Origin of the sequence: Sporosarcina sp. BI001-red (assembly GCF_003384035.1) — a bacterium.
GTDB lineage: Bacteria > Bacillota > Bacilli > Bacillales_A > Planococcaceae > Sporosarcina.
Map to the genome: position 1 here is coordinate 234,382 of NZ_QQAK01000009.1, position 26,998 is coordinate 261,379.

Here is a 26,998-nt window from a genome sequence, read left to right on the forward strand (position 1 = left end):
AGTAAGCTAAAAAGGTGGGTATAAATGGCGACGACAGTTATCTCGTTTATAATTATTTTCGGCTCATTAGTCTTTTTCCATGAGTTCGGACACTTTCTTTTTGCAAAAAGAGCTGGCATCATGGTTCGGGAATTTGCAATAGGAATGGGACCAAAGATAATCGGTATTCAAAAAGGTGAAACACTTTACACAATACGGTTACTACCGCTTGGCGGATATGTACGGATGGCAGGCGAAGATTTTGATACTGTGGAATTGTTACCTGGCTATCGTGTAGGGTTAATTTTAAATCCACAAGATGAAGTGACTAAGATTTATTTGAATTCAAATGTGTCGAATCCCGATGTGCTATTTCTTGAAACCGAAGAAGCGGATCTAAATGATAAATTGTTCATTAAAGGATACGATGATGAAGGAAGTCTTGTTCGTTTTCCAGTATCTAGAACTGCGGTTATATACGAAAAAGGGCAGAAGACCCTTATTGCTCCGAAAGATCGCCAATTCGACTCTAAACCTCTAATGGGAAGATTCCTTACGATTTTAGCGGGACCGGTCTTTAACTTCATATTAGCTTTTTTTGTGTTTCTTGCACTCGGCTTACTGAATGGCGTTCCGACAAACGAACCTATAATTACTGATGTTCAAGCAAACAGTCCAGCTCAAGCCGCTGGTATTGAAAAAGGTGACTTTGTAAAATCTTCTAATGGTGTTGAGGTAAATACATGGAATGAGTTTACAGAAACTATTCAAGATAACGCAGGGCAATTGATAAATCTAGAAGTTGAACGTAATGGAGAACTCGTCACTTTACAAGTAACCCCAAAGGTAACGGAAGAGGCGGGACAAAAACAAGGCCAGATCGGAGTGCTCTACACAAGTCCAGTGGAGAAAAACCCTCTGAAAGCCATTGTGTATGGTGCACAACAAACTTGGTTCTGGATAGCGAAAATTTTTGAACTGCTCGGTATGCTGGTAACAGGTAAATTCACATTGGATGCATTATCCGGCCCCGTAGGGATTTACAAGGCAACAGAGCAAGTCGCGCAGTATGGGGTTTTCAATCTTATGAATTGGGCTGCGGTATTGAGCATTAACTTAGGAATTATGAACCTTCTGCCACTCCCTGCACTTGATGGGGGACGGTTGTTGTTCTTCGTATTTGAAGCATTACGTGGGAAACCGATTGATCGTAAAAAAGAAGGTATGGTTCACTTTGTAGGAATTATGCTACTCATGTTACTCATGCTTGTCGTAACATGGAACGACATCCAAAAATTCTTTTTCTAGAAATCACGATCTTATCGATCAGAGAGTAATGGAGGCGACGCACGATGAAACAATCAGGAGTATTCATACCTGCGGCTGAAACTTCAAATAACTGTCTGGCAGATCAGCTTCTCACTCAATCTGGCTATGTTCAAGAAACATCGGAAGGGATGTACGCATACTTCCCATTAGCAGGTAAAGTTTTGGAAAATATTAAACGTGTGATTCGTGAGGAAATGGAATCAGCACGTGTTCTTGAAGTGGATCTCCCCTATGAACAATTTGAACATGCGACCGGAAAATCAGATGAAATGATTTTACTTTCGTTCATTGCACAAGAAGTCATTAGCTCTGAACAATTACCGATCTCTGTGTTTCATATAAAACAGAACGTCAGGCACGCTCGGAATCCCATTCAAGATTCAGGTCTTCTTTATGCAAAAGAGTATTCGTTGATAAGTGGATACTCTTTCCATACAGACACTATTGAAGCGAAAGAAAATGGAGAGGCTCTTTTATCGGTCTTTTCAACAATCGCGAATAGAATCGGAATCCCTTATCAGGTAATTAAATCAGAAAACGAAAAAGGAAGAACTGAATACGAATTTATTGCATTTTCCGAGTGTGGCAAAGAAACATTTGCACACAGTACGAATTCGTCTTATGTGTCAAAAGCAAACCTTGCAGAAGCAGTCCGGGAAGAACTTGAAGAATCCAAAAAACTGAAAAAAGCTGAGAAAATTAGTGGACATGGTAAAGGAATTGGTCCCCTTGCTGACTCACTTGGATTAGACTGCTCACAAACCATCCAAGCATTTCTTTATGACATTAATTCGGAGCCTGTCCTCATTCTTATCCGAGGAGATCACGAGCTGAACGAGCTGAAATTGGAGAAAGTATTTGGTACTTCAACGATCATTTTATTGGATTCAAAAGACATGAAAAAAATGTTAGGCGTTGAACTGAAAACAATAGGACCGGTACAATTACCATTTGGTCTACCGGTTTATGCTGATTTTGGTGTATCGTCTATTGTGAATGGAATTTGTGGAGCAAACGAAAAAGATACATTCTTACTGAATGTTAATCCCGATCGCGATTTTGCAGTCGATCATTACGTAGACATCCGACTTGTGAAAGAGGGAGAGTCTTCGCCTGATGGAAATGGTACGCTTACGTTTCGCCAAGGTGTCACATTTGCGCGCATTATTGAACCTGAACCAGTATTTAATAAAATCAACGTGCCCAACAAGGAATCCCTTGAAATCTTAACGGGATATTATTATATGGACTTGACACGTCTATTTGCAGCTACTGCTGAACATTTTAGTGATTCACTTGGTTTGAAATGGCCCATTCAACTTGCCCCCTATGACATACATTTATTGATTGAAGACACTAGGGATGAACATCAGCAGCAGCTAGCTGATGAAATTCACTCTGTCATGAATGGGTATCGGTATCGTGTGCTATTTGACGATCGGAATGTAAGTCCTGACAGTAAACGTAAAACCTCAAATCAGTTAGGTGTTCCTGTGAAAATAGTGGTTGGTGATGAAGCTGCTAACGGAATGGTCGAAGTGACTTATCGAATGATGGGCGAGGCCGTCAGCATGCGAAAAGAAGAAGTGACAGAAAAACTTCAGGAATTTTTCAGAACAGAGTAAAGACAAGGGAAGGCCGACTTACGGTCCTTCCCTTCTTTTTACGGAAAGGAGATACGTATGGACGCAAAAACTAAGATGTCAATGTTGCTGCAACAAATCGGATTAACGGAAGATGCATTTGTCATCCACTTTCAAAATGCTGAACTGGAACGGGTGGATATCTACAAAAAATCGAGAGTATGGCAATTCACCGCAACCCTTGAAAAACCATTGCCGTTCGACGTGTTTCAACTATTCCGTAAACGGGTCGAGCAGACTTTTGCTAATATCGCTGCAATACGTTTGCAGATTAGTACTAAAACAGAAGTACATGAGGCTGAAACGATACTTGCCTACTGGCCCGCGATTATGGATGAGTTAGGAGAAGTTTCCCCACCTATCCGTGAAGCACTTACATCACAAAAACCGGTTTTAACTGGAGAGAAAATTACAGTTTCTTGTGTGAATGATGTCCAACAACGGACATTGAAAAATAAGTATGGTCACCTAATTTCAAGTGCCTATGAGTCCTTTGGATTTCCAAGAGTCTATCCAGAGTTTACAATTTCCGATGCACCAGTTGAGGAAGAACAAGCACGTGTTGCATTCTTCGAAGAGCGTAAAGCAGAAGAGGTCGCATATGCTCAAAAAGCATTAGAGGCAATGCAACAGCGGGAAACTACTAAGAAAGATGGGGGTAGCGCACCGACCGGGCCGATTTCTTTTGGTACGCCAATACGTGCAGATGAACCACTTCTAGAAATCCGACAAATTCAGGATGAAGAGCGTCGTGTGACAATCGAAGGGTATGTTTTTGATGCGGAAGTGAGAGAGCTACGTAGCGGACGGTCATTGCTAACATTAAAAGTGACGGACTACACCGATTCCATCCTTGTGAAAATGTTCTCCCGTGACAACGAAGATGCGGATCTTATGAAAGCACTTACCAAAGGTAAGTGGGTGAGAGCTCGCGGTAGTATTCAAAACGATACATTCGTTCGGGACTTAATCATGATGGCGCAAGATATTATGGAAGTGGCCCCCGTTGTAAAGAAAGACAAGGCACCTGAAGGGCGAAAACGTGTTGAACTACATACACATACGAAACTCAGTCAGATGGATGGAGTCTCTTCTGCCGGTGCACTCGTTGCACAAGCAGCAAAATGGGGTCATCCCGCCATTGCAATTACAGACCACGCGAACGTGCAAGCTTTTCCGGATGCCTATAATGCAGGAAAGAAGCACGGCATTAAAGTGTTGTTTGGCTTGGAAGCGAATCTTGTAGATGATGGAGTTCCAATCGTGTATAACGAACAGCATCGGTTGCTGGAAGAAGATACGTATGTTGTCTTTGACGTTGAGACAACAGGGTTATCCGCTGTTTATGATACGGTAATTGAACTTGCCGCAGTTCGTGTCAAGAACGGTGAAATTATTGACACGTTTGAACGTTTTTCTAATCCTCATCATCCTTTATCGTCTATAACGACAGATTTGACAGGAATTACAGATGATATGGTGAAAGACGCGCCAGAAGTTTCAGAAGTGATGATTGACTTCATTGAGTTCATTGGTGATTCCATTCTTGTTGCACACAATGCTTCGTTTGATATGGGCTTCTTTTACGAGTCCTGTAAGAAAGCGGGAATTGAAACAGCAGATTATCCAACAATCGATACATTGGAATTAGCACGTCTTTTGTACCCTGATCTCAGAAATCATCGTTTGAATACATTAGCAAAAAAGTTCGATATCGATTTGACTCAGCATCACCGAGCAATTTACGATACCGAAGCGACTGCACATCTGTTTGTCAGACTGATGAAAGATGCAACTGAAAAAGGGATTACTTGGTTGGATGACTTCAACAAAAACGTTGGTGAAGGAGACGCATATAAGCGTTCAAGACCGAATCATTGTACGTTGCTCGCAACGAGTGATGAAGGTTTGAAAAACTTATTTAAGCTCGTTTCTTTCTCGCATATGGATTATTTCTATAGAGTGCCAAGAATTCCTCGGTCATTACTCGTAAAATACCGAAAAGGGTTACTTGTCGGTTCAGGCTGTGACAAAGGTGAAGTATTTGAAGCGCTTATGCAAAAGTCGATTGAAGAGGCGGAAGAAGTCGCTGGATTCTATGATTACTTAGAACTTCATCCGAAACCTGTATACAATCATCTGATTGAACTGGATCTCATTCGAGATGAATGGAATCTAGAAGATATTATGCGTAAAATGATCAAACTTGGGAAAAAGACAGGGCTTCCCGTAGTGGCAACGGGAAATGTACATTATATCGAAGAAACGGATGCTGCCTATCGTCAAGTATTAGTTCGTTCTATGGGTGGGGCAAATCCGATGAACCGTCATGAACTGCCTGCTGTCCATTTCCGGACGACGGATGAAATGCTTGAGGAGTTTGCATTTTTAGGTCCTGAAACGGCTGAACAAATCGTTATCGATAATCCTCTCGCTATTGTCGATCGAGTTGGGGACGTTAAGCCGATCAAAGACGATCTATACCCACCTGAAATTGAAGGTGCTGATGAAGAAGTACGTCAACTGACGTATACAATGGCGCATGAAATCTATGGGGAAACGTTACCGGACATAATAGAAGCTCGTATCGATAAAGAATTGAAATCAATTATCGGAAATGGATTTGCGGTTATTTATTTAATCTCCCATAAGCTAGTTAAGAAATCATTAGACGATGGATATTTAGTAGGTTCGCGTGGTTCGGTAGGTTCTTCACTTGTTGCAACGATGATGGAGATTACTGAAGTGAATCCCATGCCTCCGCATTATGTTTGTCCATCGTGTAAGCAATCCGAGTTTTTCTCAGATGGTTCTGTCAGTTCAGGATTTGACTTACCGAACAAAAATTGCCCGACTTGCGATGTCCCTTATACAAAAGATGGCCATGACATCCCTTTTGAAACATTTCTGGGGTTTAACGGCGATAAGGTACCCGATATTGACTTGAACTTCAGTGGTGAATATCAGTCGAAAGCCCATAACTATACGAAAGAGCTTTTTGGTGAGGACTATGTGTACAGGGCAGGTACGATCGGTACTGTTGCAGAGAAAACGGCTTACGGGTATGTCCGTGGCTATATGAATGATAATGATATCAATTTACGAGGTGCCGAAATTGACCGGCTCGTTCAAGGATGTACAGGTGTTAAACGAAACACCGGTCAACACCCAGGCGGTATCATAGTAGTTCCTGATAATATGGAAATCTATGACTTTACACCGATTCAGTTCCCTGCAGATGACGTAGGATCTAGTTGGAAAACGACTCACTTTGACTTCCACTCCATTGATAATAACTTATTGAAGCTCGATATTTTAGGACATGATGATCCAACGATGATTAAGATGTTGGAAGATTTGTCTGGGATGGATCCTAAAACGATTCCGCCTGACGATCCTGGTGTTATGGCGCTGTTCAGTGGAACAGAATCACTCGGCGTAACAGAAGAGCAAATTAACTGTAAAACCGGAACACTGGGTGTGCCTGAGTTCGGTACTCGTTTCGTCCGACAGATGCTTGAAGAGACGAAGCCTTCCACGTTTTCAGAGCTCATTCAAATTTCGGGATTATCTCATGGAACCGACGTTTGGCTAGGCAACGCCCAGGAATTGATTCAGAACAAAACGTGTGTGTTAGCAGAAGTAATCGGTTGTCGTGACGATATTATGGTGTATTTAATCTATCAAGGGCTGGAACCGGCCATTGCATTTAAGATTATGGAGTCTGTACGTAAAGGGAAGGGACTAACACCTGAATTTGAAGAAGAAATGATGAAAAATAAAGTTCCAGCATGGTACATTGCGTCCTGTAAAAAGATCAAGTATATGTTCCCGAAGGCACACGCAGCGGCATATGTTCTTATGGCACTTCGTATTGCTTATTTTAAAGTGCATCATCCAATTATGTATTACGCCACGTATTTCACAGTACGTGCGACTGATTATGATTTGGGAACGATGATAAAAGGACCGGCGTCCATCCGAGTGAAAGCAAAAGAAATCTATGACAAAGGTTTGGATGCTTCCCCAAAAGAAAAAAGTTTGGTGACTGTCTTAGAAATTGCATTGGAGATGTGTGAACGCGGATTTACATTTGCAAAACCCGACTTGTATAAATCATCCGCTACTGAATTCATCATCGAAGGCAATGCACTAATTCCGCCATTCAATGCCATCCCATCACTAGGTACAAACGTTGCGAACACAATTGTCGAGGTAAGAGATGATGGCGAATTCCTTTCAAAAGAAGATCTCCAGCGCCGGGGACGTGTGTCCAAAACAATAACGGAGTACATGGACTCACTTGGCTGTTTGGAAGGTTTACCGGAAATGAATCAGCTTTCGTTGTTCTAAATAATGAGAATTACGTTGATAGATATGTGCCTGAATTGAATGAGATACATTTGGATAATTTGCGCAGGCAATGAACGTATGGTATAATTGAAACAACTTTTGCTATAGTCTTACGCGAAAAGAGTGGGATTCCCCGCTCTTTTCTGTTGTCTGCCATTATTATGCAATCAAATTACAACCTGCAAGGGAGGGGTAAGATGAGTAAAATTACAGAAGAAGTAGAAACGTTAGTGCTCCCGATTGTCAATGAGTTAGCGCTTGAACTAGTCGACATTGAGTTTTTGAAAGAAGGAAGAGATTGGTTCTTACGCGTGTACATTGATACGCAGGAAGGGAACATCGACATACTTCAATGTGCACAAGTAAGTGAACGTTTAAGTGAAGAACTGGATCGTACGGATCCGATTCCACAAAACTACTTTTTGGAAGTATCATCTCCAGGGGCAGAGCGACCACTTAAAAGAGAACAAGATTACGAAAAAGCGGTTGGTCAGTACATTTACGTGAAAACTTATGAGCCGGTAAAAGATATGAAAGAATTCGAAGGACATCTTTTAGTCAATGAACCAGATGTTATTGAACTTCAAGTTCGTATTAAAACACGCACATTGACAGTCAGAATCGATAAGCAAAAGATTGCAGTTGCAAGATACGCAATCGACTTTTCTGCATAATTGAATAATCAGGAGTGATGAACATGAGTAGTGATCTTCTCGATGCGTTGACAGCATTGGAAAAGCAAAAAGGCATATCTAGAGAGGTACTAGTGGACGCTATTGAAGCGGCACTCGTAACTGCGTACAAACGAAACTTTAATCAAGCTCAAAACGTCCGCGTAGACTTGAATTTAGGAGTAGGAACTATTAAAGTCTATTCACGTAAAGATGTAGTACCAGAAGAAGTGGAAGAGAGTCTTCTACAAATTTCACTTGAAGATGCATTGCTTATTAACCCAGCATATGAAGTAGGGGACATCGTTGAGCAAGAAGTAACGCCACGCGACTTTGGTCGGATTGCTGCGCAAACCGCGAAGCAAGTCGTTACACAACGTGTACGCGAAGCCGAACGCGGACTGATCTATGAAGAGTATATTGATCGAGAAGACGATATCGTTAATGGAATAGTAGAGCGCTTTGACGCTCGTAATCTGTATGTTGGCTTAGGGAAAGTAGAAGCCGTACTTCCAATGACAGAGCAAATTGTATCTGAAAAGTATAATCCTCATGAACGCATCAAAGTGTACATTACAAAAGTGGAGCGCACTTCACGCGGACCACAAGTATTTGTATCCCGCACACACCCTGGACTTTTACGCCGTCTATTTGAAATGGAAGTTCCTGAAATCTTTGAAGGAATTGTAGAAATCAAATCGATTGCAAGAGAAGCTGGTGATCGTTCGAAGATCTCAGTCTTTACAACAAATGATGAAGTAGATCCTGTTGGTTCTTGTGTTGGTGCTCGTGGTGCTCGTGTTCAATCCATTTCAAATGAGCTGAATGGTGAAAAAGTGGATATCGTTGAATGGTCAGAAGATCCAGTTGTCTTTGTTGCTAACGCACTAAGCCCTTCAAAAGTCTTGGACGTTCAAGTTAAGGAAGAAGATCGTTCAACAACTGTTGTCGTACCAGATTATCAATTGTCATTAGCGATTGGTAAACGCGGTCAAAATGCACGATTAGCTGCAAAATTGACTGGTTGGAAGATCGACATCAAAAGTGAAACGGATGCACGTGAACTAGGAATCTTTCCGCGGATAGAAGAAGAAGTGGAAGTGGAGCACGGTGATGAGTCTGAGCAAGTGGATGTATATTCAGATGAAGAAACGACACTTGATTCTACTGAAGAGTCTGAAGAAATTACTTCAGATTCGATCGACTTGTATGCTGACGAACATCAATAAGTAGTTACGAAAGGGTGCATACGCATGGCAGTCAATAATCGAAAAGTGCCGTTGCGCAAGTGTGCAGCTACCGGCCAAATGTTTCCTAAGAAAGACATGATCCGCGTTGTCCGCACTAAAGAAGGCGAGGTATCAGTCGATTTGACTGGTAAGAAATCCGGACGTGGAACATATGTATCGAAATCTGAAGCAGCAGTAGAAAAAGCTCAAGCGACTCGTGCACTTGAGAGTCAACTGAGCAGTGCTGTTCCAGAACAAGTGTATGCTGATCTTTTGCATGCAATTCGGAGAGAGGCCATTAAATGATTTCAAATGAAACTAAAATTTTTCAATTGCTAGGGCTAGCAGCACGAGCAAGGAAACTTACAACAGGTGAAGAGCTCGTAGTCTCCGAAGTTCGAGCACAGAAAGCAAAACTTGTTATACTATCAGAAGACGCATCTGACAATACGAAAAAGAAACTGTCGGATAAATGTAATAGCTACAACGTTGAGAAGCATGTTTTTGGGAGCCGCGAAGCACTCGGGCATGCAATCGGTAAAGAGTCGCGGGTCGTCCTCGCGGTAACGGACAGCGGTTTTGCTAAAAAGCTGTCCTCGCTCCTCAACGAATTATAACGGGGGTGGGCTAATGACGAAAATACGTGTACATGAATACGCGAAGAAGGTTAACAAATCTAGCAAAGAAGTCATTGAAGAACTAGGTAAAATGAATGTGGATGTTACCAACCATATGTCGATGATCGATACTGGCTCTGCAGAAAAATTGGATAAGAAGTTTTCATCTACGAAAAGTGCTCCATCCAACAATCAAAATGCTCCTCGTCCACAAGGGCAAGGCGGTAATCGTCCACAAGGTCAAACTGGAACTCGTCCTCAGGGACAAGGCGGTAATCGTCCACAAGGCCAAACAGGCAACCGTCCTCAGGGTCAAGGTGGTAATCGTCCACAAGGCCAAGCGGCAACTCGCCCTCAGGGACAAGGCGGTAATCGTCCACAAGGCCAAACAGGCAGCCGTCCACAACAAGGACAAAGTACTACTCGTCCACAAAGCCAAACAGGAACTCGCCCACAAGGCCAATCTGCTACTCGTCCTCAAGGTCAATCTAGCGCACGTCCGGCAAGTGGCGGTCAAAACACAGCTTCGACAGGACAAAACCGTCCTAACCAAGGGCCATCTTCTCAAAACCGCCAAGGCGGTGGAGGAGGAAACCGTCGTGGCGGCCGTCCACCAGCACGAGGAATTAACCAAGGGCGCCGTAGACACCGTCCTGCGAACCCGATGCCTAAAGTGGAAAAGCCGTTACCGGAAAAAATCACATTTTATGAATCTGCCTCTGTTGGAGAACTTGCGAACAAGCTAGGTAGGGAACCTTCTGAAATCATTAAAAAGTTATTCCTTCTTGGTGTAATGGCGACTATTAACCAAGAGCTTGATAAAGATGCTATTGAATTAATCTGTGCAGAGTACGATGTGGAAGTGGAAGAGGAAATTCGCATTGATGTAACGGACCTTGAAATTTATTTTGAAGATCCTGAGACAGATGACGACGTAACTGAATCCGGAACTGGAGCAATCGAACGTCCACCTGTTGTTACAATCATGGGACACGTTGACCATGGTAAAACGACGTTACTCGATTCGATTCGGGATACGAAAGTTACTCAAGGTGAAGCTGGAGGAATCACTCAGCACATCGGAGCATACCAAATTAATTCCAATGGGAAAAAGATTACGTTCCTCGATACACCAGGACACGCAGCGTTTACAACAATGCGTGCACGTGGTGCGAAAGTTACTGATCTGACTATTCTGGTCGTTGCTGCAGATGATGGTGTTATGCCACAAACTGTTGAAGCGATTAACCACGCTAAAGCAGCAGAAGTTCCTATTATTGTTGCTGTCAACAAAATGGATAAACCTTCTGCCAACCCGGAACGCGTGATGCAAGAATTAACTGAACACGGTTTGGTTTCTGAGGCTTGGGGTGGAGATACAATCTTTGTTGAAATTTCCGCACTCAAAGGCGAAGGAATTGACCAGTTGATTGAAATGATTCTCCTTGTTGCCGAAGTTGCTGAATTGAAGGCGGATCCAGGCATCCGTGCTAAAGGAACAGTTATTGAAGCTCAACTCGACCGTGGTCGTGGTGCAGTTGCTTCACTACTCGTTCAAGATGGTACACTTCGCGTTGGTGATCCGGTTGTAGTCGGAAATACATTTGGACGTGTACGTGCGATGATTAATGATGTTGGCCGTCGCGTTAAAGACGCGGGTCCATCTGCTCCTGTTGAAATTACAGGTCTTAGTAATGTTCCTCAAGCAGGTGATCGTTTCGTAGTCTTTAAAGATGAGAAAACAGCCCGTCAAATTGGTGAGAGCCGTGCAGGAGAAGCGATCCAAGAACAGCGTACTGAAAAAACACGCGTTACGTTGGATAACTTGTTCGATCAGATGAAGGAAGGCCAAATGAAGGAATTGAATCTGATTGTCAAAGCTGACGTTCAAGGTACAGTGGAAGCAATGGCAGCTTCTCTCATGAAGATTGATGTAGAAGGTGTCAATGTGAAAATCATTCACACTGGTGCCGGAGCAATCAATGAATCTGATATTTCCTTAGCTGCTGCTTCAAACGCAATTGTTATCGGATTCAACGTACGTCCAGATGTCAATGCAAAGCGTGCTGCTGATGAAGAAGGCGTAGACATTCGTCTGCACCGCGTTATCTATAAAGTTGTAGAAGAAATTGAATCTGCAATGAAGGGGATGCTTGATCCTGAATTTGAAGAAAAAGTAATCGGTCAAGTAGAAGTCCGTGAAACTTTCAAAGTTACTAAAATAGGTACAATTGCCGGAAGTTATGTAACAGACGGTAAGATCACAAGAGATTCTAGCGTTCGTATTTACCGAGACAACATTGTTATTTTTGAAGGGGAACTCGATACATTGAAACGCTTCAAAGATGATGCAAAAGAAGTTGCAAAGGGATATGAATGTGGAATCACGATTAAGAACTTCAATGATGTTAAAGAAGGCGACATCATCGAACCTTACATCATGCAGGAAATTAAGCGCGTGTGATTGTCTACGCAGAGTGTTCGTTCATCATTCCAATGGCGGCTTCTCTGAAAGATAAACGCTCAGTACTTAAACGTATGATGGATCGTGTTAAAAATGGGTATAATGTTTCTATAGCCGAATTGGATCATCAAGATTTATGGCAAAGGACAACGCTAGGAGTTGTCGCAATTGCTTCATCAACTGAAGCCGCTGAGCGTGAAATTTATCGCGTTCAGCGATTTCTTGAGTCCAATCCGGAATGGGAACTAACTGAAATACAGATTGACTATCCAGGATAGTGAAGCGGGGTGAAACTCCATGTCAATGCGTGTTAATCGAGTCGCAGAACAAATGAAAAAAGAACTTGGTGATATAATCGGCCAACGTTTGAAAGACCCTCGTATTGGTTTCGTCACAGTGACCGATGTGGAAGTAACAGGTGACCTCCAACAAGCGATGATCTATATTTCTGTTCTTGGGAAAGACTCAGAGAAAGAAGCCTCTCTTGAAGGGCTTAAAAAAGCAAAAGGATTCATCCGCTCAGAAATCGGAAAACGGATCCGTTTGAGAAAAACACCAGAGATCGATTTCGCGTTTGATGAATCCGTCGCATACGGCAACCGAATCGAATCACTTCTACGTGAAGTGAAGGACGACGAGTCGGACAATTAAACAAAAGGGATCGGTATCCAATTGGATTTCCGATCCCTTTTGCTTTTTACATAGCTTTTGAATTGACATATAAAAGGAGGCGATGAAATGGATGGGATCCTGCCGCTGTGGAAAGAAAAAGGGATGACCTCACATGATTGTGTATTTAAATTACGTAAAATCCTTCGTACGAAAAAAGTAGGACATACAGGAACGCTTGACCCGAATGTAGAAGGGGTTCTTCCGATTTGTATTGGTGCAGCCACTAAAGTTGCTACATACATTACAGATTCAGGAAAAGAATACATCGCTGAGGTGTCAATCGGGACTGCGACTGAAACTGAAGACGCTGACGGAGCGGTCGTTGAGAATGATTTATCGAATAAGGTTATCACCCGTGAACAAGTACTACAGATTTTAGATTCTTTAACAGGTCAAATAACACAAATTCCTCCCATGTATTCTGCAGTTAAAGTGAATGGAAGAAAACTTTACGAGTATGCCAGGAAAGGAATTGAAGTGGATCGCCCAGAACGCAGCGTACACATCTATAAAATCGATTTAATGAGTGAAGACGAGCAATTCCAAGGAATCGAACCCCGATTTACTATAAGGGTATCATGTGGGAAAGGGACGTACATTCGGACACTTGCAGTTCAAATCGGAGAACAACTTGGATATCCTGCACATATGTCCCATTTAGTCAGGACGGCTTCCGGATCGTTTACGCAAAATGACTGCCGTACACTTGAAGAGGTACGCCACATGCAGGACTCAGGAATCCTTGAATCGTTTTTAAGACCTTTGGAATCAGCTTTAGACGGGATTGTTGAGGTACAATTAGGTGACAATGAGGAGTTGCTGACGAAAATTTTAAACGGTCAAGTACTTCCCATTCACCCGATATTCGAATCAGAACCTGAAGCACTATTTGTTGAACATGGTAGAGCTTTGGCTCTCTATGCACCACATCCGGAAAAAGCAGGACTGATGAAACCTGTAAAAATGTTCCTTGCTAATCGAGCAGAGGAGGGGAAAAACGATGGAAACAATTGAGTTGCGAGTTGATCGTGGCATTACGAAGATCATAGACAAAGAATTCTCGATAGCCATCGGTTTCTTCGATGGACTGCACAAAGGTCATCAGACAGTCATACAACAAGCGATTAGCACATCACAGAAGCTAGATATTTTACCAGCAGTGATGACGTTCAATCCACATCCATCTCATTTGTTCTCAGGTGAAATTGGAAAGATTGGTTACATCACTCCTTTGGAAGAAAAACAGAGGATCTTGAGCGAAATGGGGATCGATACTTTATTTATCGTTGAATTCGATCATAACCTTGCTAGCTTGACTCCAGAGGAATTCGTGGATCAAGTGTTAAGAAACTTGAATGTGCGCCATGTAACAGCTGGATTCGATTTCACATTCGGTGCAAAAGGTAAAGGCAATATGGAACAGATGGCTTCCTTAGCAAATGGAGATTATGGAACGACAATCGTCGAAAAAGTAGCTGAAGAAGATGATAAAATTTCATCCACACGCATTCGTAAGTTACTTGCGGACGGAGAAGTAGCGAAAACTGCATCATTACTCGGTCGGCCATTTCGTTCTATCGGCACAGTAATCGATGGGGATAAGCGCGGAAGACTACTTGGTTTTCCAACCGCTAATATTGTTCCAGGTACTGAGCTCATAGTTCCACAAAACGGAGTCTATGCAGTGCGGTTCACGGTAGATGGTATTCGTTATGATGGTGTTTGTAACATTGGCGTCAAGCCAACTTTTGATCATCGGGATGAAGCACGTAAAACGATTGAAGTGAATGTCTTTGATTTTGATGGGGATCTATATGGCAAAAAGGCGATTGTTGATTGGATAGATCATATCAGGCCAGAACAGAAATTCGATTCAATCGATATGCTGATCAATCAGATTGCCGAAGACAAGGAAACGGCAAAAAAGATTCTTTCTAAAAAAGACTGAAGGTTGCAGTCGTAAGATGTGCATGATATGATAGTCAAGTGTACAGTGTACACGAACCTTTCCTTGGCATGACGATTCACCAACGTATGCTTGGGACTTGGGGATATTACAGAATGGGAGGTGACTAGGATGGCTATTACACAAGAGCGTAAACATGAATTGATCAACGAATTCAAAACTCATGAAAACGACACAGGGTCTGCAGATGTTCAGATCGCTATCCTTACTGAAGAGATCAACAACTTGAACGAGCACTTGCGTTCACACAAGAAGGATAACCACTCACGCCGCGGTCTTTATAAGATGGTCGGTACACGTCGTCGTCTTTTGAAGTACTTGCGTGAAACAGAAGTTGCACGTTACCGTGATCTAATCGCTAAACTCGGCTTGCGCCGTTAATATTGACAACCGAAAAAGCGGGCTTTGCCCGCTTTTTTCTATGCAAACGGACAGTAATTCAAACGTTCGGAACTCCTAAATCCCATTACCTAATGAAATATTTCGCAAACCATTGCTTAATTTGATACACTATTACGTAATACATACTACGTATTCAAAGGATGTAAATCGAGAGGAGATCAATCATGACAGAACACAAAAAGTTTACAATGGATTGGGCTGGCAGAGAGCTCACCATCGAAACAGGACAACTCGCTAAGCAGGCAAACGGGGCTGTTCTTGTACGCTACGGAGAAACGACAGTACTCTCCACTGCAACGGCTTCTAAAAAGCCGAAAGCATTAGATTTCTTTCCACTTACAGTAAATTATGAAGAACGACTTTATTCAGTAGGTAAAATTCCAGGTGGATTTATCAAACGTGAAGGACGTCCATCTGAAAAAGCGATTTTGACGAGCCGTTTAATTGACCGTCCAATCCGACCACTATTCCCGGAAGGATTCCGTAATGACTTGCAAGTAATTTCGCTTGTAATGTCAGTTGACCAAGACTGTTCATCAGAAATGGCAGCCATGATAGGTTCATCGCTTGCGATTTCCATTTCAGATATCCCATTTGATGGTCCTATTGCTGGCGTTCAAATAGGACGTCTAAATGGAGAATTCATCGTCAATCCGACAACAGAACAGCTTGCAGCAAGTGAACTTGATCTTGTAGTAGCTGGAACCAAAGATGCAATCAATATGGTAGAAGCAGGCGCGAAAGAAGTGTCTGAAGATATTATGTTGGAAGCGATCATGTTCGGTCATGAAGAGATCAAAAAACTCGTTGCATTCCAAGAAAAAATCATTTCAGAAGTCGGTAAAGAAAAGATGGAGATCGAATTATTCCAACTCGATCAAGATCTCGTTGCAACGATTAAAGAGAGCTGTAACAGCGACTTAGTCCAAGCAATCCAGACGGAAGAAAAGCATGCACGTGAAGAAGCGATCACTGCTGTTAAAAACGAAGTGATTGCTCGATACGAAGAAAGTGAAGCAGATGATGCGACAATGAAACAAGTTCGTAACGTCTTGGAAAAACTTGTGAAAGACGAAGTACGTCGTCTAATTACAGACGAAAAAGTACGTCCTGATGGTCGTGGTCTTGAAGAAATCCGTCCACTATCTTCAGAAACAGGTATTCTTCCTAGAGCGCATGGTTCAGGTCTATTTACACGCGGACAAACTCAAGCTCTTAGTGTATGTACGCTAGGTGCCCTTGGTGAAGTTCAAATTATCGATGGTCTTGGATTAGAAGAAACAAAACGATTCATGCATCACTATAACTTCCCGAACTTCAGTGTTGGAGAAACGGGTCCAATTCGTGCTCCAGGACGTCGTGAAATTGGTCATGGTGCGTTGGGTGAACGTGCATTATCCACAATTATCCCAAATGAAAAGGATTTCCCATATACAATTCGTCTTGTTGCGGAAGTACTCGAGTCGAACGGTTCTTCATCTCAAGCGTCAATTTGTGCATCGACAATGGCAATGATGAACGCAGGTGTCCCGATCAAAGCACCGGTTGCGGGTATTGCAATGGGTCTAGTGAAAAAAGGGGACAACTACTCAGTACTGTCTGATATCCAAGGAATGGAAGATCACTTGGGAGACATGGACTTTAAAGTAGCAGGTACTGCAGAAGGCATAACTGCTCTTCAAATGGACATTAAAATTGACGGTCTTTCTCGTCAAATTTTGGAAGAAGCATTAGCTCAAGCGAAAATTGGTCGTATGAAGATTCTTGGTCATATGCTTGAAACAATCGCTCAGCCAGCTGAAGAACTTTCAAAATATGCTCCTAAAATCATTATGATCCACATCAATCCAGACAAAATCCGCGATGTTATTGGACCTGGCGGAAAAGTCATCAATAAAATCATTGAAGCAACTGGCGTGAAAATCGATACAGAACAAGATGGAACTATCTATATTTCTTCTCCCGATTCAGAGATGAATGACAAAGCTAAGAAGATGATTGAAAACATCGTTCGCGAGGCTAAAGTCGGAGAATACTACATGGCAAAAGTGAAACGTATTGAAAAGTTTGGTGCTTTCCTAGAGCTATTCCCAGGAAAAGACGGATTGCTTCATATTTCTGAGATTCAAGAAGAGCGCACGAAGGCTGTTGAAGATGTCATGAAATTGGATGACGAACTCTTTGTTAAAGTCATCGAAATCGACAATCAAGGCCGCGTAAACTTGTCACGTAAAGTTGTCATGAAAGAAGAAAAAGAAAAAGCAGAACAAAAAGGCGAGTAATCTAAATCGCAAGAAGCCTCCCTCCCACAGTTGTGAGAGCGAGGCTTTTTTGTTTACGTACAATAGGGAGGCACAACCATGATAACCATTCAAACACTAGAAAATGGCGTGACGGTCGTTAGTGAACCAATTTCTCACGCCCGTTCCGTATCTCTTGGGATATGGGTCAAAGTAGGATCCGCTGAAGAGTTGACCGGTGAGGAAGGCATCGCGCATTTCATAGAGCACATGCTCTTTAAAGGTACTACGTCCCTGACTGCAAAAGAAATTGCACAACAATTTGACCGCTTTGGTGGAGACATCAATGCTTTCACGACGAAAGAAGCGACTTGTTTCTATGCAACCGTATTAGAAGATCGCGCTGAAGATGCAGCTCGCATTTTAGCGGATATGCTATTGAATTCAAAATTAGATGAAACGGAAATGGCGAAAGAAAAATCCGTCATTATTGACGAACTGGCATCCGTTGAAGACTCGCCTGAAGAAGATGCGGATGAACGCTTATGGGCACTTATGTATCCTAATCACCCCATAGGCAGTCCAATTGGAGGCACACCTGAACGGGTCCAGTCCTTTACAAGGCAGAACTTAATCTCATTCATGGATCGCTTTTATACACCGGATAGGATTGTCATTTCGGTTGCAGGGAATTTTGACAATTCCTTGTTACCAGCGATTGAACAACTATTTGGTTCGTTTAGTAAACCCATTTCAAATGAGTCTCGGCCAGTGTTGGAACCGGCTATCTTCATAAGTGGAAAAGGAAGAAAAGCAAAAGATATCGAGCAATCACACCTTTTCCTAGGCTATCCTGGTCTACCTCTTAAGCATCCCGAAATATATAGCTTAGCGCTGCTCGATAGTATTCTAGGAGGTACGATGTCATCACGATTGTTCCAGGAAGTGAGAGAAGAAAAAGGGTTGGCGTACTCGGTATACTCTTACTACGCTTCTCATGCAGAAGAAGGGGCATTCGTCATCGGGTGTGCAGCATCTCCAGAGAACGAAATACAGTTATTTGACACTGTTCAATCCGTTATACACGAAATTATAGAGCACGGAGTTACTGCTGAAGAGCTTCGAAACGCAAAAGAACAAATGCGAGGAAGTTACTTAATTGGTTTAGAGAGTACAGAAGCAAGAATGCACCGTAATGGCAATAACGAATTGATCCTTGGAGAACACCGGTCAGAGGAAGAAATTATTGCTAAAATCCAAGCAGTGACGTCTAAGGATGTAGCAGATATGGCCAACAAGTTGTTAGGAAATGCACCTGCAGTCTCCATCCTTTCTCCAAATCAAGACTAATTAATTGGTTTGTCAGCTTTTCACTTGCTCAATCATAGACTAGTGGTAAAGAGACAAGGAGGAATGCATGTGTTGTTGTCTGAACTCGCTCAAAAAGAGTTGATTCAAGTGGAAGAGGGCATCCGGTACGGTTTTTTAGCGGATACAGATTTGTTATTCGATCGCTCCAGCGGTGCAATTATTGGATTTGAAATTCGTGATAAAACGAGTAAAATACCATTTCTGCAAAAGAAAGAAGCATCAAAGCAATATATTCCATGGAGCGAAATCGTATTGATTGGCGAACACCGTATTTTGTTTGGGCGTACTCACTTCCTGGATGGGGCAGAGTTTGATGAGTGAAATACGGTGGTTATTGATCGGTTCTGATCGTCGAATAGAAGAATGTGCAGATGTGTTCAAAGAAGAAGGTTTGAATGTTGCTGTTCACTTATATGATGAGGTTACAGATGAACTTACTAACAAGATTTCAGAAATTCATCCCACTCATATCGTGTTGCCGGTACAAGGGGTGCAGGGAAGACTCAACTCAAAGCTATTTTCACCAGGGACTGTATTTTTTACAGGCATTATTTCCGAATTGCAGAGAACAGAGTTAGAATCGGAAGGTCATATTGTATCTAGCTATTTAAGTGATGAACGATTTGTTTGGAATAATGCTCTTCTCACCGCAGAAGGTTTTGTGAAAGAATTTTATCTGGAAACGAACGCGCCGATTGCACGAACACATTTTCAAATAGCAGGTTTTGGGAGAGTCGGAAGAATGCTTGCGCATGTACTTGCGGCAGCGGGGGCGAAACTGACGATTTTTGCAAGATCAGAAGCTCAACTTGGAGAAGCGGAAGCACTTGGATTTGCAGTGGAAAAGTTATCTTCGGATGTTGAATTCAAATCGGGTTATTTGATCAATACCATCCCATCACAATGGCTATCTTTACAGTCAGAAGATTCTCTGCGTGTGTTCGATCTGGCATCTAAGCCCGGGTGCCTAAAGCCCGGAATGTCCTCTGCATACTATACGTTACACCTCGGACTGCCGGGAAAACATTTCCCTCAAAGAGCTGCAAGCTATTTGGCAGATACAATTTTGAGGATGTGCAGAGGAAAGGAGTAAAAAAATGCTTGAAAACAAACGTATTGGATTGGGGATTACAGCCTCCCATTGTACGTACGAAGAATTGATACCGATGATTACAAAACTTCAAGACGCAGGTGCAACGGTCGTGCCTGTCATTACTCATTCCGTCCTTACAGCTGCTACACGTTTTGGTACAGGAGAAGAATGGATTGAAAAGATTGAGGGGGCAACTGGAGAAAAAGTGATTTCTTCGATTGCAGGTGCTGAACCTTTTGGTCCATCCACGCCCGTCGATTGTATGATTATCGCTCCACTCACAGGGAATTCGATGAGCCGTTTTGCGAACGCTGCCACCGATTCTCCTGTTCTTATGGCCGCGAAAGCCACCTTGCGTAATTATTCCCCTGTACTTCTCGGGATTTCAACGAATGACGCACTAGGCTTGAATGCGGCAAATCTAGTCAAACTTTTGAATATGAAAAATGTGTTCTTTATCCCTTTTGGTCAAGACGATCCTTATAAAAAACCCAACTCCCTCATTAGCGACTTTTCATTAATTGTTGAAGCAGCAGCAGCGGCCATTGAAAAGGAACAGCTCCAGCCTCTATTAATACTTCATTCTTCTGATAAATAAAACTACCGACTATTCCTTGTTATGGTATAATTCCTGCAATACGAATTATCGGTACCCTCACTTTGTGTAGGGCACCGTGTTGGAGAAGGAGAATCATTATGCAGACTTATACGGTTGCGATTGTTGGTGCGACAGGTGCAGTTGGCGCCAAAATTCTTGATAAACTTATTGAGCGAAAGTTTCCATTTCGTTCAGTAAAGCTGTTAGCTTCTTCCCGATCAGCAGGTACGGTTATTCAAGCGGGTGGAAGATTATTCACTATCGAAGAAGCGAAACCAGAGTCATTCAATGGCGTCGATTTTGCTTTTTTCAGTGCGGGAGGAGCTATTTCAGAGCAACTAGCACCTGAAGCTACTCGTCGAGGAACTATTGTGATCGATAATACGAGCGCGTTTAGAATGGATGTGGAAGTTCCACTCGTCGTTCCTGAAGTAAATCCAAAGGCATTGAATACCCATAATGGGCTAATTGCAAACCCAAACTGTTCAACGATTCAGATGGTCGTTGCACTGAATCCTATAAAAGAAGCATTTGGCATTAAGAAAATCCTCGTATCGACCTACCAAGCGGTTTCTGGTGCAGGAGCAGATGCGATTTTAGAGTTGAAATCTCAAAGTGGACAATTTGACAGCAGAGCGGAAAATTCAGCGTCACAGCTACCGAGTGCTGGTGCTGATCGGCATTATCCAATAGCGTTTAATGCCATTCCACAAATCGATGCTTTTGATGATATGGGCTATACAAAAGAAGAGTGGAAAATGATCAATGAAACGAAAAAAATATTCAATGATCCTTCCATCGCAGTTTCTGCAACATGCGTAAGGTTGCCAGTCGTCACGGGCCATTCGGAATCGGTATACGTGGAGATTGATAAAGAGGGCATTACAGTAGAGGAATTTAGTCGGGCGATTGCAAGAGCACCGGGTGTAGTCGTTCAAGATAATCCAGCAACACAAACGTATCCAATGCCACTTTTTGCAGAAAACAAGGACGATGTCTATGTTGGACGGATTCGGAAAGATCCAGATCATCCAAGAGGCTTTCACTTGTGGGTTGTCGCGGATAACTTGCTGAAGGGCGCTGCGCTAAATTCTGTTCAAATTGCAGAGCAGCTTCTTAAGAATCGCGACACACAAAACAACTAGATAACTGAAAAGGAAGGGTGCGAATGAAGTTAGGTTCGGTTGGTACAGCGATGGTTACACCGTTTAACGATAAGGGTGAGATTGACTATGAAGTGACAACACTTCTAATTAATCACTTAATCGAAAACGGAACAGATTCGCTTATTGTCAATGGAACGACTGGAGAATCACCTACTTTATCAGAAGAAGAAAAAGAGCAATTGCTCGCTCATTCGATTTCGATTGCAGATGGGAGAATATCTGTCATTGCGGGTACAGGAAGTAATGATACCCAAGCTTCCATACGAGCGACAATACGGGCAGAGCAACTTGGTGCAGATGGTGTAATGCTTGTCGTGCCTTATTATAATAAGCCCGATCAAAACGGGATGTACGAACATTTTAAAACAATTGCAGAAAATACATCACTCCCGGTTTTGCTGTATAATATTCCCGGAAGATCTGGAGTGAATTTGTCCGCAGAAACAGTAATTCGATTATCGAAAATAACGAACATTGTAGCTGTGAAAGAAGCGAGCGGAGATTTGGCACAAATGGCTGCAATTATTGAAGGAACAGACGATGGATTCAGTGTCTACAGTGGTGATGATGCGTTAACATTACCGTTATTGGCAATCGGTGGTTCAGGAGTTATCTCCGTATCTTCACATATTGTCGGACTCGAGATGCAACGCATGATCTATGATTTTCATAACGGAAACACCGCCAATGCCGCAATGCTACATCTTAAACTTATGCCACTCTTTCAAGCTGTATTTTCAAAACCCAATCCAGTACCAATTAAATATTTCTTGAAAATGGCTGGGCTTCCGGTGGGAGATGTACGTCTGCCTCTTGTCGGAATTTCAGATGTGAATTCTTATTTGGACCTTACAATGCAAACGTTTAAACAGCAATTTGATTTGAAAATGGAGTAGCCGGCGAGACTGCCGGCTTTTTTTGTTTGTGCAGAACTGCTCTGTCAAGTATAATGAGAACTAGTCGTTTAGCGCGGGAATTTTATATAGGAGGAAACAATGTGACTATAGTCAAAAACGAAGTAATTAAAGTCATTCCGCTTGGCGGAGTGGGGGAATTAGGGAAATCGATGTATGTGGTAGAGATCGATGATGAATTATTTGTTGTCGATGCGGGTCTGATGTTCCCAGAGGAAGAAATGTTGGGAATTGATTTCGTAATTCCGGATATGACATATCTTGAAGAAAACAAAGATCGTGTCAAAGGAATATTTTTAACACACGGTCATGAGGATGCAATTGGAGCAATTGCGTATTTACTACAAAAAGTACAAGCTCCAGTTTACGGGTCAAAACTAACGCTTGCTCTTGCTAAAGAGCATTTGAAACTAATGCCTGCCCCAACAAATGTGAAGTTCTTCGAAGTATCTACGAAGAGTCGTATGAATTTTAAACGTACATACGTGACGTTTTTCAATACGACACATAGTATTCCAGATGCACTGGGTATTGTGTTTCATACAAGTGAAGGAGCCATCGTTCACACAGGGGAGTTCAAGTTTGATCAGGCAGCTAAAGGGCCTTACAAACCTGACCTTGGAAAAATGGCAGCTCTTGGTGAAGAGGGCGTATTTATATTAATGTCTGATTCAACTGAAGCTGAGCGTCCTGGGTATACTACGTCAGAAACTGTAGTCGAAACTCAACTATCAAAAACTTTCTATGGCGCAGAAGGAAGAATTCTAGTGGCAGTCTATGCTTCGAACTTCCTTCGGATTCAGCAAGTTTTAGACAAAGCTGCTGAGACGGGTAAGAAAGTGGCAGTTGTCGGCAAGAGTTTGGAAAGTTACTTTGAAGTCGGCGTAAAACTTGGCTATTTGACTGTTGGCGAGGGTATCGTCATTTCTGTTAAAGATATTGGGAACTACGATGATAGTGAAGTCGTTATTATTTTGACAGGGAACCAAGGCGAGCCTCTTGAAGCACTTGAAAAGATCGTACGTAAACATCATCGGGACATTCGTATTAAAGACACAGATACGGTATTGATCACTGTTACACCGTCACCGGGATCAGAGGTCTCTGTATATTCAATGATGAACGAACTTGCAAAAGCAGGTGCAACGGTTTTAACGTCTGCCCGAAATGTGCATGTGTCTGGACATGGTAGTCAAGAAGATTTAAAAATGATGCTTAATCTTATGCAACCTAAAAACTTTATCCCGGTAACGGGTGAATACAGAATGCTGATTGCTCACTCAAAACTTGCACAAGAGATCGGTATGCGCAAAAACCAAATCTTCATTGCAGATAAAGGCGATATCGTTGAATACAAGAGTGGTAAGATCCGGATGAGTGGTCGCGTTGCAGCAGGAAATATTTTGATAGATGGAATTGGTGTTGGAGACGTTGGAAATATCGTCTTACGTGACCGTAAACTCCTCTCTCAAGACGGGATCTTTACAATCGTCATTACATTAAGCCGTAAGCAAAAGAAAATCGCAGCAGGTCCTGAGATTGTCTCACGCGGATTTGTCTACGTTCGTGAATCAGAAGAGTTGCTAGAAGAAGCATCTAATCTCATCCGTAAAATTGTAGAAAAATATGTGAATAAAGAAACGTTTGAATGGACAAACATAAAACAAGAGATCCGAGACACGCTCAGCTCTTATTTGTATCAGCAAACGAAGAGACGACCAATGATCATTCCTATTATTATGGAGTACTGATCGAAAGATTCTTCTTAAGGATTTCCTTGCCGTCAGGCAGGAAATCCTTTTTTCGCAAAAAGGAGGTACAGCATGTCCAAGAAAGTATCAAAAAAGAAAAAGAAACGGGCACCTAATAAGAAAAAGGGGAAATCCCCAATAAATCCGCTTTTATTTGAAGTGATCGGTTTGACGATGCTTGCACTTGCAGTCATCATGATCTTCGAATTCGGCGTTGTGGGCAGAGGTCTAGGTTCACTTAGTCGATTCCTTTTCGGTAACTGGCATGTAGCTTTGCCATTCATCCTAATTGTTCAAGCGCTCCTATTTATGGTGAAACGAGGAGAACTTGGTTGGAAAAACCGAATTGTCGGGGGAAGTCTATGCATACTCGCAAGTTTGCTCTTATTCAGCCATATTTTATTATTCAAAGAGCTGTCTGCTAGTCGTGTCCTAATGTCGGATTCTGCACTAAAGGAAACTTGGAAAGTACTCATCTCAAATGGGGGGATTAGTACAAGAGCTGGGACGCTTGGCGGCGGCATGATCGGAGCCGTCCTTTTTGCAATGTTCTATTCGCTATTCGATTCTGCAGGTGCAGCTGTTGCGGGTGTCTTACTTTTAGTGACAGGGCTGATTCTTGTGACTGGGAAGGCTTTGGCTCCATATCTAGCTGAGTGGTTCCCGACAGCTTTTTCAACCGTTAAACAGAAGTTTAAAAGCATCAATTTACGGACTGCACCTAAAGCAGTTCAGGAAAAGAAGCCCAAATCGACTCGTACGACACGCTCAAGCAAGCATCAGAAGGAGTCTGATGAGGAAAAGAGTACTGCCTTACAACTTACGAATGTTAAAGTAGGTCCTGAAGAAGAGGAACCCTATGTCCAACCGATTATATCAGCATTTAATGAGCGGAATGATAAAATCGAAATGCCTACTCAAAAAGATTCAGAACCTGCACCACGTGTAGATACTAATGAGTCTGATTCAACTGAAGCACCTAAAGATCCCTATCAAGGTGTTTCAGGAGAAGAGGAGAACGAATCCTATCAGTTACCATCGTTTAACTTATTGAAACAGCCTCCTGAAAACGACCAATCAGGAGAGTACAATGCAATCCAAGCAAACGCGCAAAAACTGGAACGGACATTTCACAGTTTTGGTGTGAAAGCACGCGTTACACAAGTCCATTTAGGACCTGCAGTAACTAAATACGAAGTACTTCCAGATACCGGAGTAAAAGTGAGTAGAATCGTCAGTTTAGCAGATGATATTGCGCTAGCTCTGGCGGCGAGTGGAATTCGGATTGAAGCACCAATTCCAGGGAAATCCGCGGTGGGGATAGAAGTACCTAATAACACGGTTGCAATAGTAAGTTTGCGTGAAGTGCTAGAAGCAAAAGAGAATAACCGCCCTGATTCCAAACTGCTTATTGCATTAGGTAGAGATGTGACAGGAGAGGCAATGCTCTCGGAATTGAACAAGATGCCTCACGTGCTGATTGCTGGAGCCACTGGTAGTGGTAAGAGTGTCTGCGTAAATGGCATCATTATTAGTATTATTATGAGAGCTAAGCCGCATGAAGTTAAAATGATGATGATTGATCCTAAAATGGTCGAATTGAATGTCTACAATGGGATTCCTCATTTGTTGGCACCGGTCGTTACAGATCCAAGGAAAGCAGCACAAGCTTTGAAGAAAGTCGTATCGGAAATGGAAAGACGCTATGAGCTATTTTCCCATACAGGCACACGGAATATCGAGGGCTATAACGGTCATATCGACATTTGGAACGAAGAGAATGATGAAAAGCATCCTAAAATGCCTTATATCGTAGTCATTGTAGACGAGCTAGCGGATTTAATGATGGTCGCATCCAACGAAGTGGAAGATGCAATTACGCGCCTTGCTCAAATGGCTAGAGCTGCTGGAATCCATTTAATAATTGCAACACAGCGACCTAGTGTAGATGTCATCACTGGTATCATCAAGGCAAACATTCCATCTAGAATTGCATTTGCAGTCTCTTCTTCAATCGATTCCCGAACAATTTTAGATAGTGGTGGCGCAGAAAAACTACTGGGTCGAGGAGATATGTTGTTCCTTCCAGCAGGAGCTTCCAAACCTACACGGGTTCAAGGGGCTTTTGTTTCTGATCGTGAAGTGGAATCCGTTGTGGACTTTGTCATTCAACAACAAAAAGCACAATATCAGGAAGAGATGATTCCTACAGAAATCGAAGAAGTCCACCAGTATGACGAAACAGATGAGCTTTATGACGATGCAGTCCAATTAGTCGTCGAGATGCAAACTGCATCAGTTTCATTACTACAAAGGCGTTTTCGTGTAGGCTATTCACGAGCAGCACGCATTGTTGATCAAATGGAAATGCGTGGAGTCGTAGGTCCCCCAGAGGGAAGTAAGCCGAGACAAGTATTAGTAGGGAAAGATTCCACAGACATGTAACATAGGAATTTGTCCGATTTAGAACAAGATGCAAGTGTAGAAAATTATTTTTTTGAAACGATGTTTATTTTCTCTTCGTTAAATGTTATAGTATG

Annotated in this window: 22 protein-coding genes; all 22 read left to right on the forward strand. The window is 42.5% G+C overall.

The window, feature by feature from the left end; all coding sequences use genetic code 11:
* The first annotated feature begins 24 nt into the window (after positions 1–24).
* The 22 genes from rseP (at position 25) to DVB69_RS03090 (ending at position 26,903) form a co-directional block, all read left to right on the forward strand.
* Positions 25–1,287 (forward strand): RIP metalloprotease RseP, encoded by a 1,263-nt coding sequence (gene rseP, locus DVB69_RS02985; protein WP_116016406.1) that lies wholly within the window; start codon positions 25–27, stop codon positions 1,285–1,287.
* A 44-nt stretch (positions 1,288–1,331) separates the two neighbouring features.
* Complete coding sequence (locus tag DVB69_RS02990) at positions 1,332–2,933, forward strand: proline--tRNA ligase (RefSeq protein ID WP_116016408.1); 1,602 nt, start codon at positions 1,332–1,334, stop codon at positions 2,931–2,933.
* Between the two features lie 57 nt (positions 2,934–2,990).
* Positions 2,991–7,304: a PolC-type DNA polymerase III gene (locus DVB69_RS02995; protein WP_116016410.1), complete on the forward strand. Its 4,314-nt coding sequence runs from the start codon at positions 2,991–2,993 to the stop codon at positions 7,302–7,304.
* Between the two features lie 197 nt (positions 7,305–7,501).
* A complete protein-coding gene (rimP, locus tag DVB69_RS03000) occupies positions 7,502–7,978 on the forward strand; it encodes a ribosome maturation factor RimP (RefSeq protein ID WP_116016412.1) in 477 nt (158 codons plus the stop codon).
* A 23-nt stretch (positions 7,979–8,001) separates the two neighbouring features.
* Positions 8,002–9,204: a transcription termination factor NusA gene (nusA, locus tag DVB69_RS03005; protein ID WP_116016414.1), complete on the forward strand. Its 1,203-nt coding sequence runs from the start codon at positions 8,002–8,004 to the stop codon at positions 9,202–9,204.
* A 24-nt stretch (positions 9,205–9,228) separates the two neighbouring features.
* Positions 9,229–9,510 carry an RNase P modulator RnpM gene (gene rnpM, locus DVB69_RS03010; protein WP_116016416.1) on the forward strand — a complete coding sequence of 94 codons (282 nt, stop codon included), beginning with the start codon at positions 9,229–9,231 and terminating at the stop codon, positions 9,508–9,510.
* Positions 9,507–9,821: a YlxQ family RNA-binding protein gene (locus DVB69_RS03015; protein ID WP_039041954.1), complete on the forward strand. Its 315-nt coding sequence runs from the start codon at positions 9,507–9,509 to the stop codon at positions 9,819–9,821. Before rnpM ends, DVB69_RS03015 begins: the two co-directional genes overlap by 4 nt.
* A gap of 13 nt (positions 9,822–9,834) precedes the next feature.
* Complete coding sequence (gene infB / locus DVB69_RS03020; protein ID WP_116016418.1) at positions 9,835–12,285, forward strand: translation initiation factor IF-2; 2,451 nt, start codon at positions 9,835–9,837, stop codon at positions 12,283–12,285.
* Positions 12,282–12,563, forward strand: a complete 282-nt coding sequence (locus tag DVB69_RS03025; protein WP_116016420.1) for a DUF503 domain-containing protein — start codon at positions 12,282–12,284, stop codon at positions 12,561–12,563. Before infB ends, DVB69_RS03025 begins: the two co-directional genes overlap by 4 nt.
* Before the next feature lie 19 nt (positions 12,564–12,582).
* Positions 12,583–12,936: a 30S ribosome-binding factor RbfA gene (gene rbfA, locus DVB69_RS03030; RefSeq protein ID WP_116016422.1), complete on the forward strand. Its 354-nt coding sequence runs from the start codon at positions 12,583–12,585 to the stop codon at positions 12,934–12,936.
* A gap of 87 nt (positions 12,937–13,023) precedes the next feature.
* A complete protein-coding gene (gene truB, locus DVB69_RS03035; protein WP_116016424.1) occupies positions 13,024–13,971 on the forward strand; it encodes a tRNA pseudouridine(55) synthase TruB in 948 nt (315 codons plus the stop codon).
* Positions 13,958–14,905 carry a bifunctional riboflavin kinase/FAD synthetase gene (locus tag DVB69_RS03040; protein ID WP_116016426.1) on the forward strand — a complete coding sequence of 316 codons (948 nt, stop codon included), beginning with the start codon at positions 13,958–13,960 and terminating at the stop codon, positions 14,903–14,905. Before truB ends, DVB69_RS03040 begins: the two co-directional genes overlap by 14 nt.
* A 129-nt stretch (positions 14,906–15,034) precedes the next feature.
* Positions 15,035–15,304, forward strand: a complete 270-nt coding sequence (gene rpsO, locus DVB69_RS03045) for a 30S ribosomal protein S15 (RefSeq protein WP_025785002.1) — start codon at positions 15,035–15,037, stop codon at positions 15,302–15,304.
* Positions 15,305–15,489: 185 nt separating this feature from the next.
* Positions 15,490–17,607, forward strand: a complete 2,118-nt coding sequence (gene pnp / locus DVB69_RS03050; protein ID WP_116016428.1) for a polyribonucleotide nucleotidyltransferase — start codon at positions 15,490–15,492, stop codon at positions 17,605–17,607.
* Between the two features lie 78 nt (positions 17,608–17,685).
* The gene (locus DVB69_RS03055; protein WP_116016431.1) at positions 17,686–18,915 is read left to right on the forward strand and encodes a M16 family metallopeptidase; all 1,230 of its coding nucleotides are present in this window, start codon (positions 17,686–17,688) and stop codon (positions 18,913–18,915) included.
* A 63-nt stretch (positions 18,916–18,978) separates the two neighbouring features.
* The gene (locus tag DVB69_RS03060; RefSeq protein ID WP_370452908.1) at positions 18,979–19,257 is read left to right on the forward strand and encodes a YlmC/YmxH family sporulation protein; all 279 of its coding nucleotides are present in this window, start codon (positions 18,979–18,981) and stop codon (positions 19,255–19,257) included.
* A complete protein-coding gene (locus DVB69_RS03065; RefSeq protein ID WP_116016435.1) occupies positions 19,250–20,029 on the forward strand; it encodes a hypothetical protein in 780 nt (259 codons plus the stop codon). Before DVB69_RS03060 ends, DVB69_RS03065 begins: the two co-directional genes overlap by 8 nt.
* Positions 20,030–20,033: 4 nt before the next feature.
* A complete protein-coding gene (locus tag DVB69_RS03070) occupies positions 20,034–20,627 on the forward strand; it encodes a dipicolinate synthase subunit B (RefSeq protein WP_116016437.1) in 594 nt (197 codons plus the stop codon).
* Between the two features lie 98 nt (positions 20,628–20,725).
* On the forward strand, positions 20,726–21,772 hold the full coding sequence (locus DVB69_RS03075; RefSeq protein WP_116016439.1) for an aspartate-semialdehyde dehydrogenase: 1,047 nt from the start codon (positions 20,726–20,728) through the stop codon (positions 21,770–21,772).
* A 23-nt stretch (positions 21,773–21,795) separates the two neighbouring features.
* Positions 21,796–22,689: a 4-hydroxy-tetrahydrodipicolinate synthase gene (dapA, locus tag DVB69_RS03080; RefSeq protein ID WP_116016441.1), complete on the forward strand. Its 894-nt coding sequence runs from the start codon at positions 21,796–21,798 to the stop codon at positions 22,687–22,689.
* 101 nt (positions 22,690–22,790) lie between these two features.
* Positions 22,791–24,458 carry a ribonuclease J gene (locus DVB69_RS03085; protein ID WP_116016443.1) on the forward strand — a complete coding sequence of 556 codons (1,668 nt, stop codon included), beginning with the start codon at positions 22,791–22,793 and terminating at the stop codon, positions 24,456–24,458.
* A 72-nt stretch (positions 24,459–24,530) separates the two neighbouring features.
* Complete coding sequence (locus DVB69_RS03090; RefSeq protein WP_116016445.1) at positions 24,531–26,903, forward strand: FtsK/SpoIIIE family DNA translocase; 2,373 nt, start codon at positions 24,531–24,533, stop codon at positions 26,901–26,903.
* Positions 26,904–26,998 lie beyond the last annotated feature (95 nt).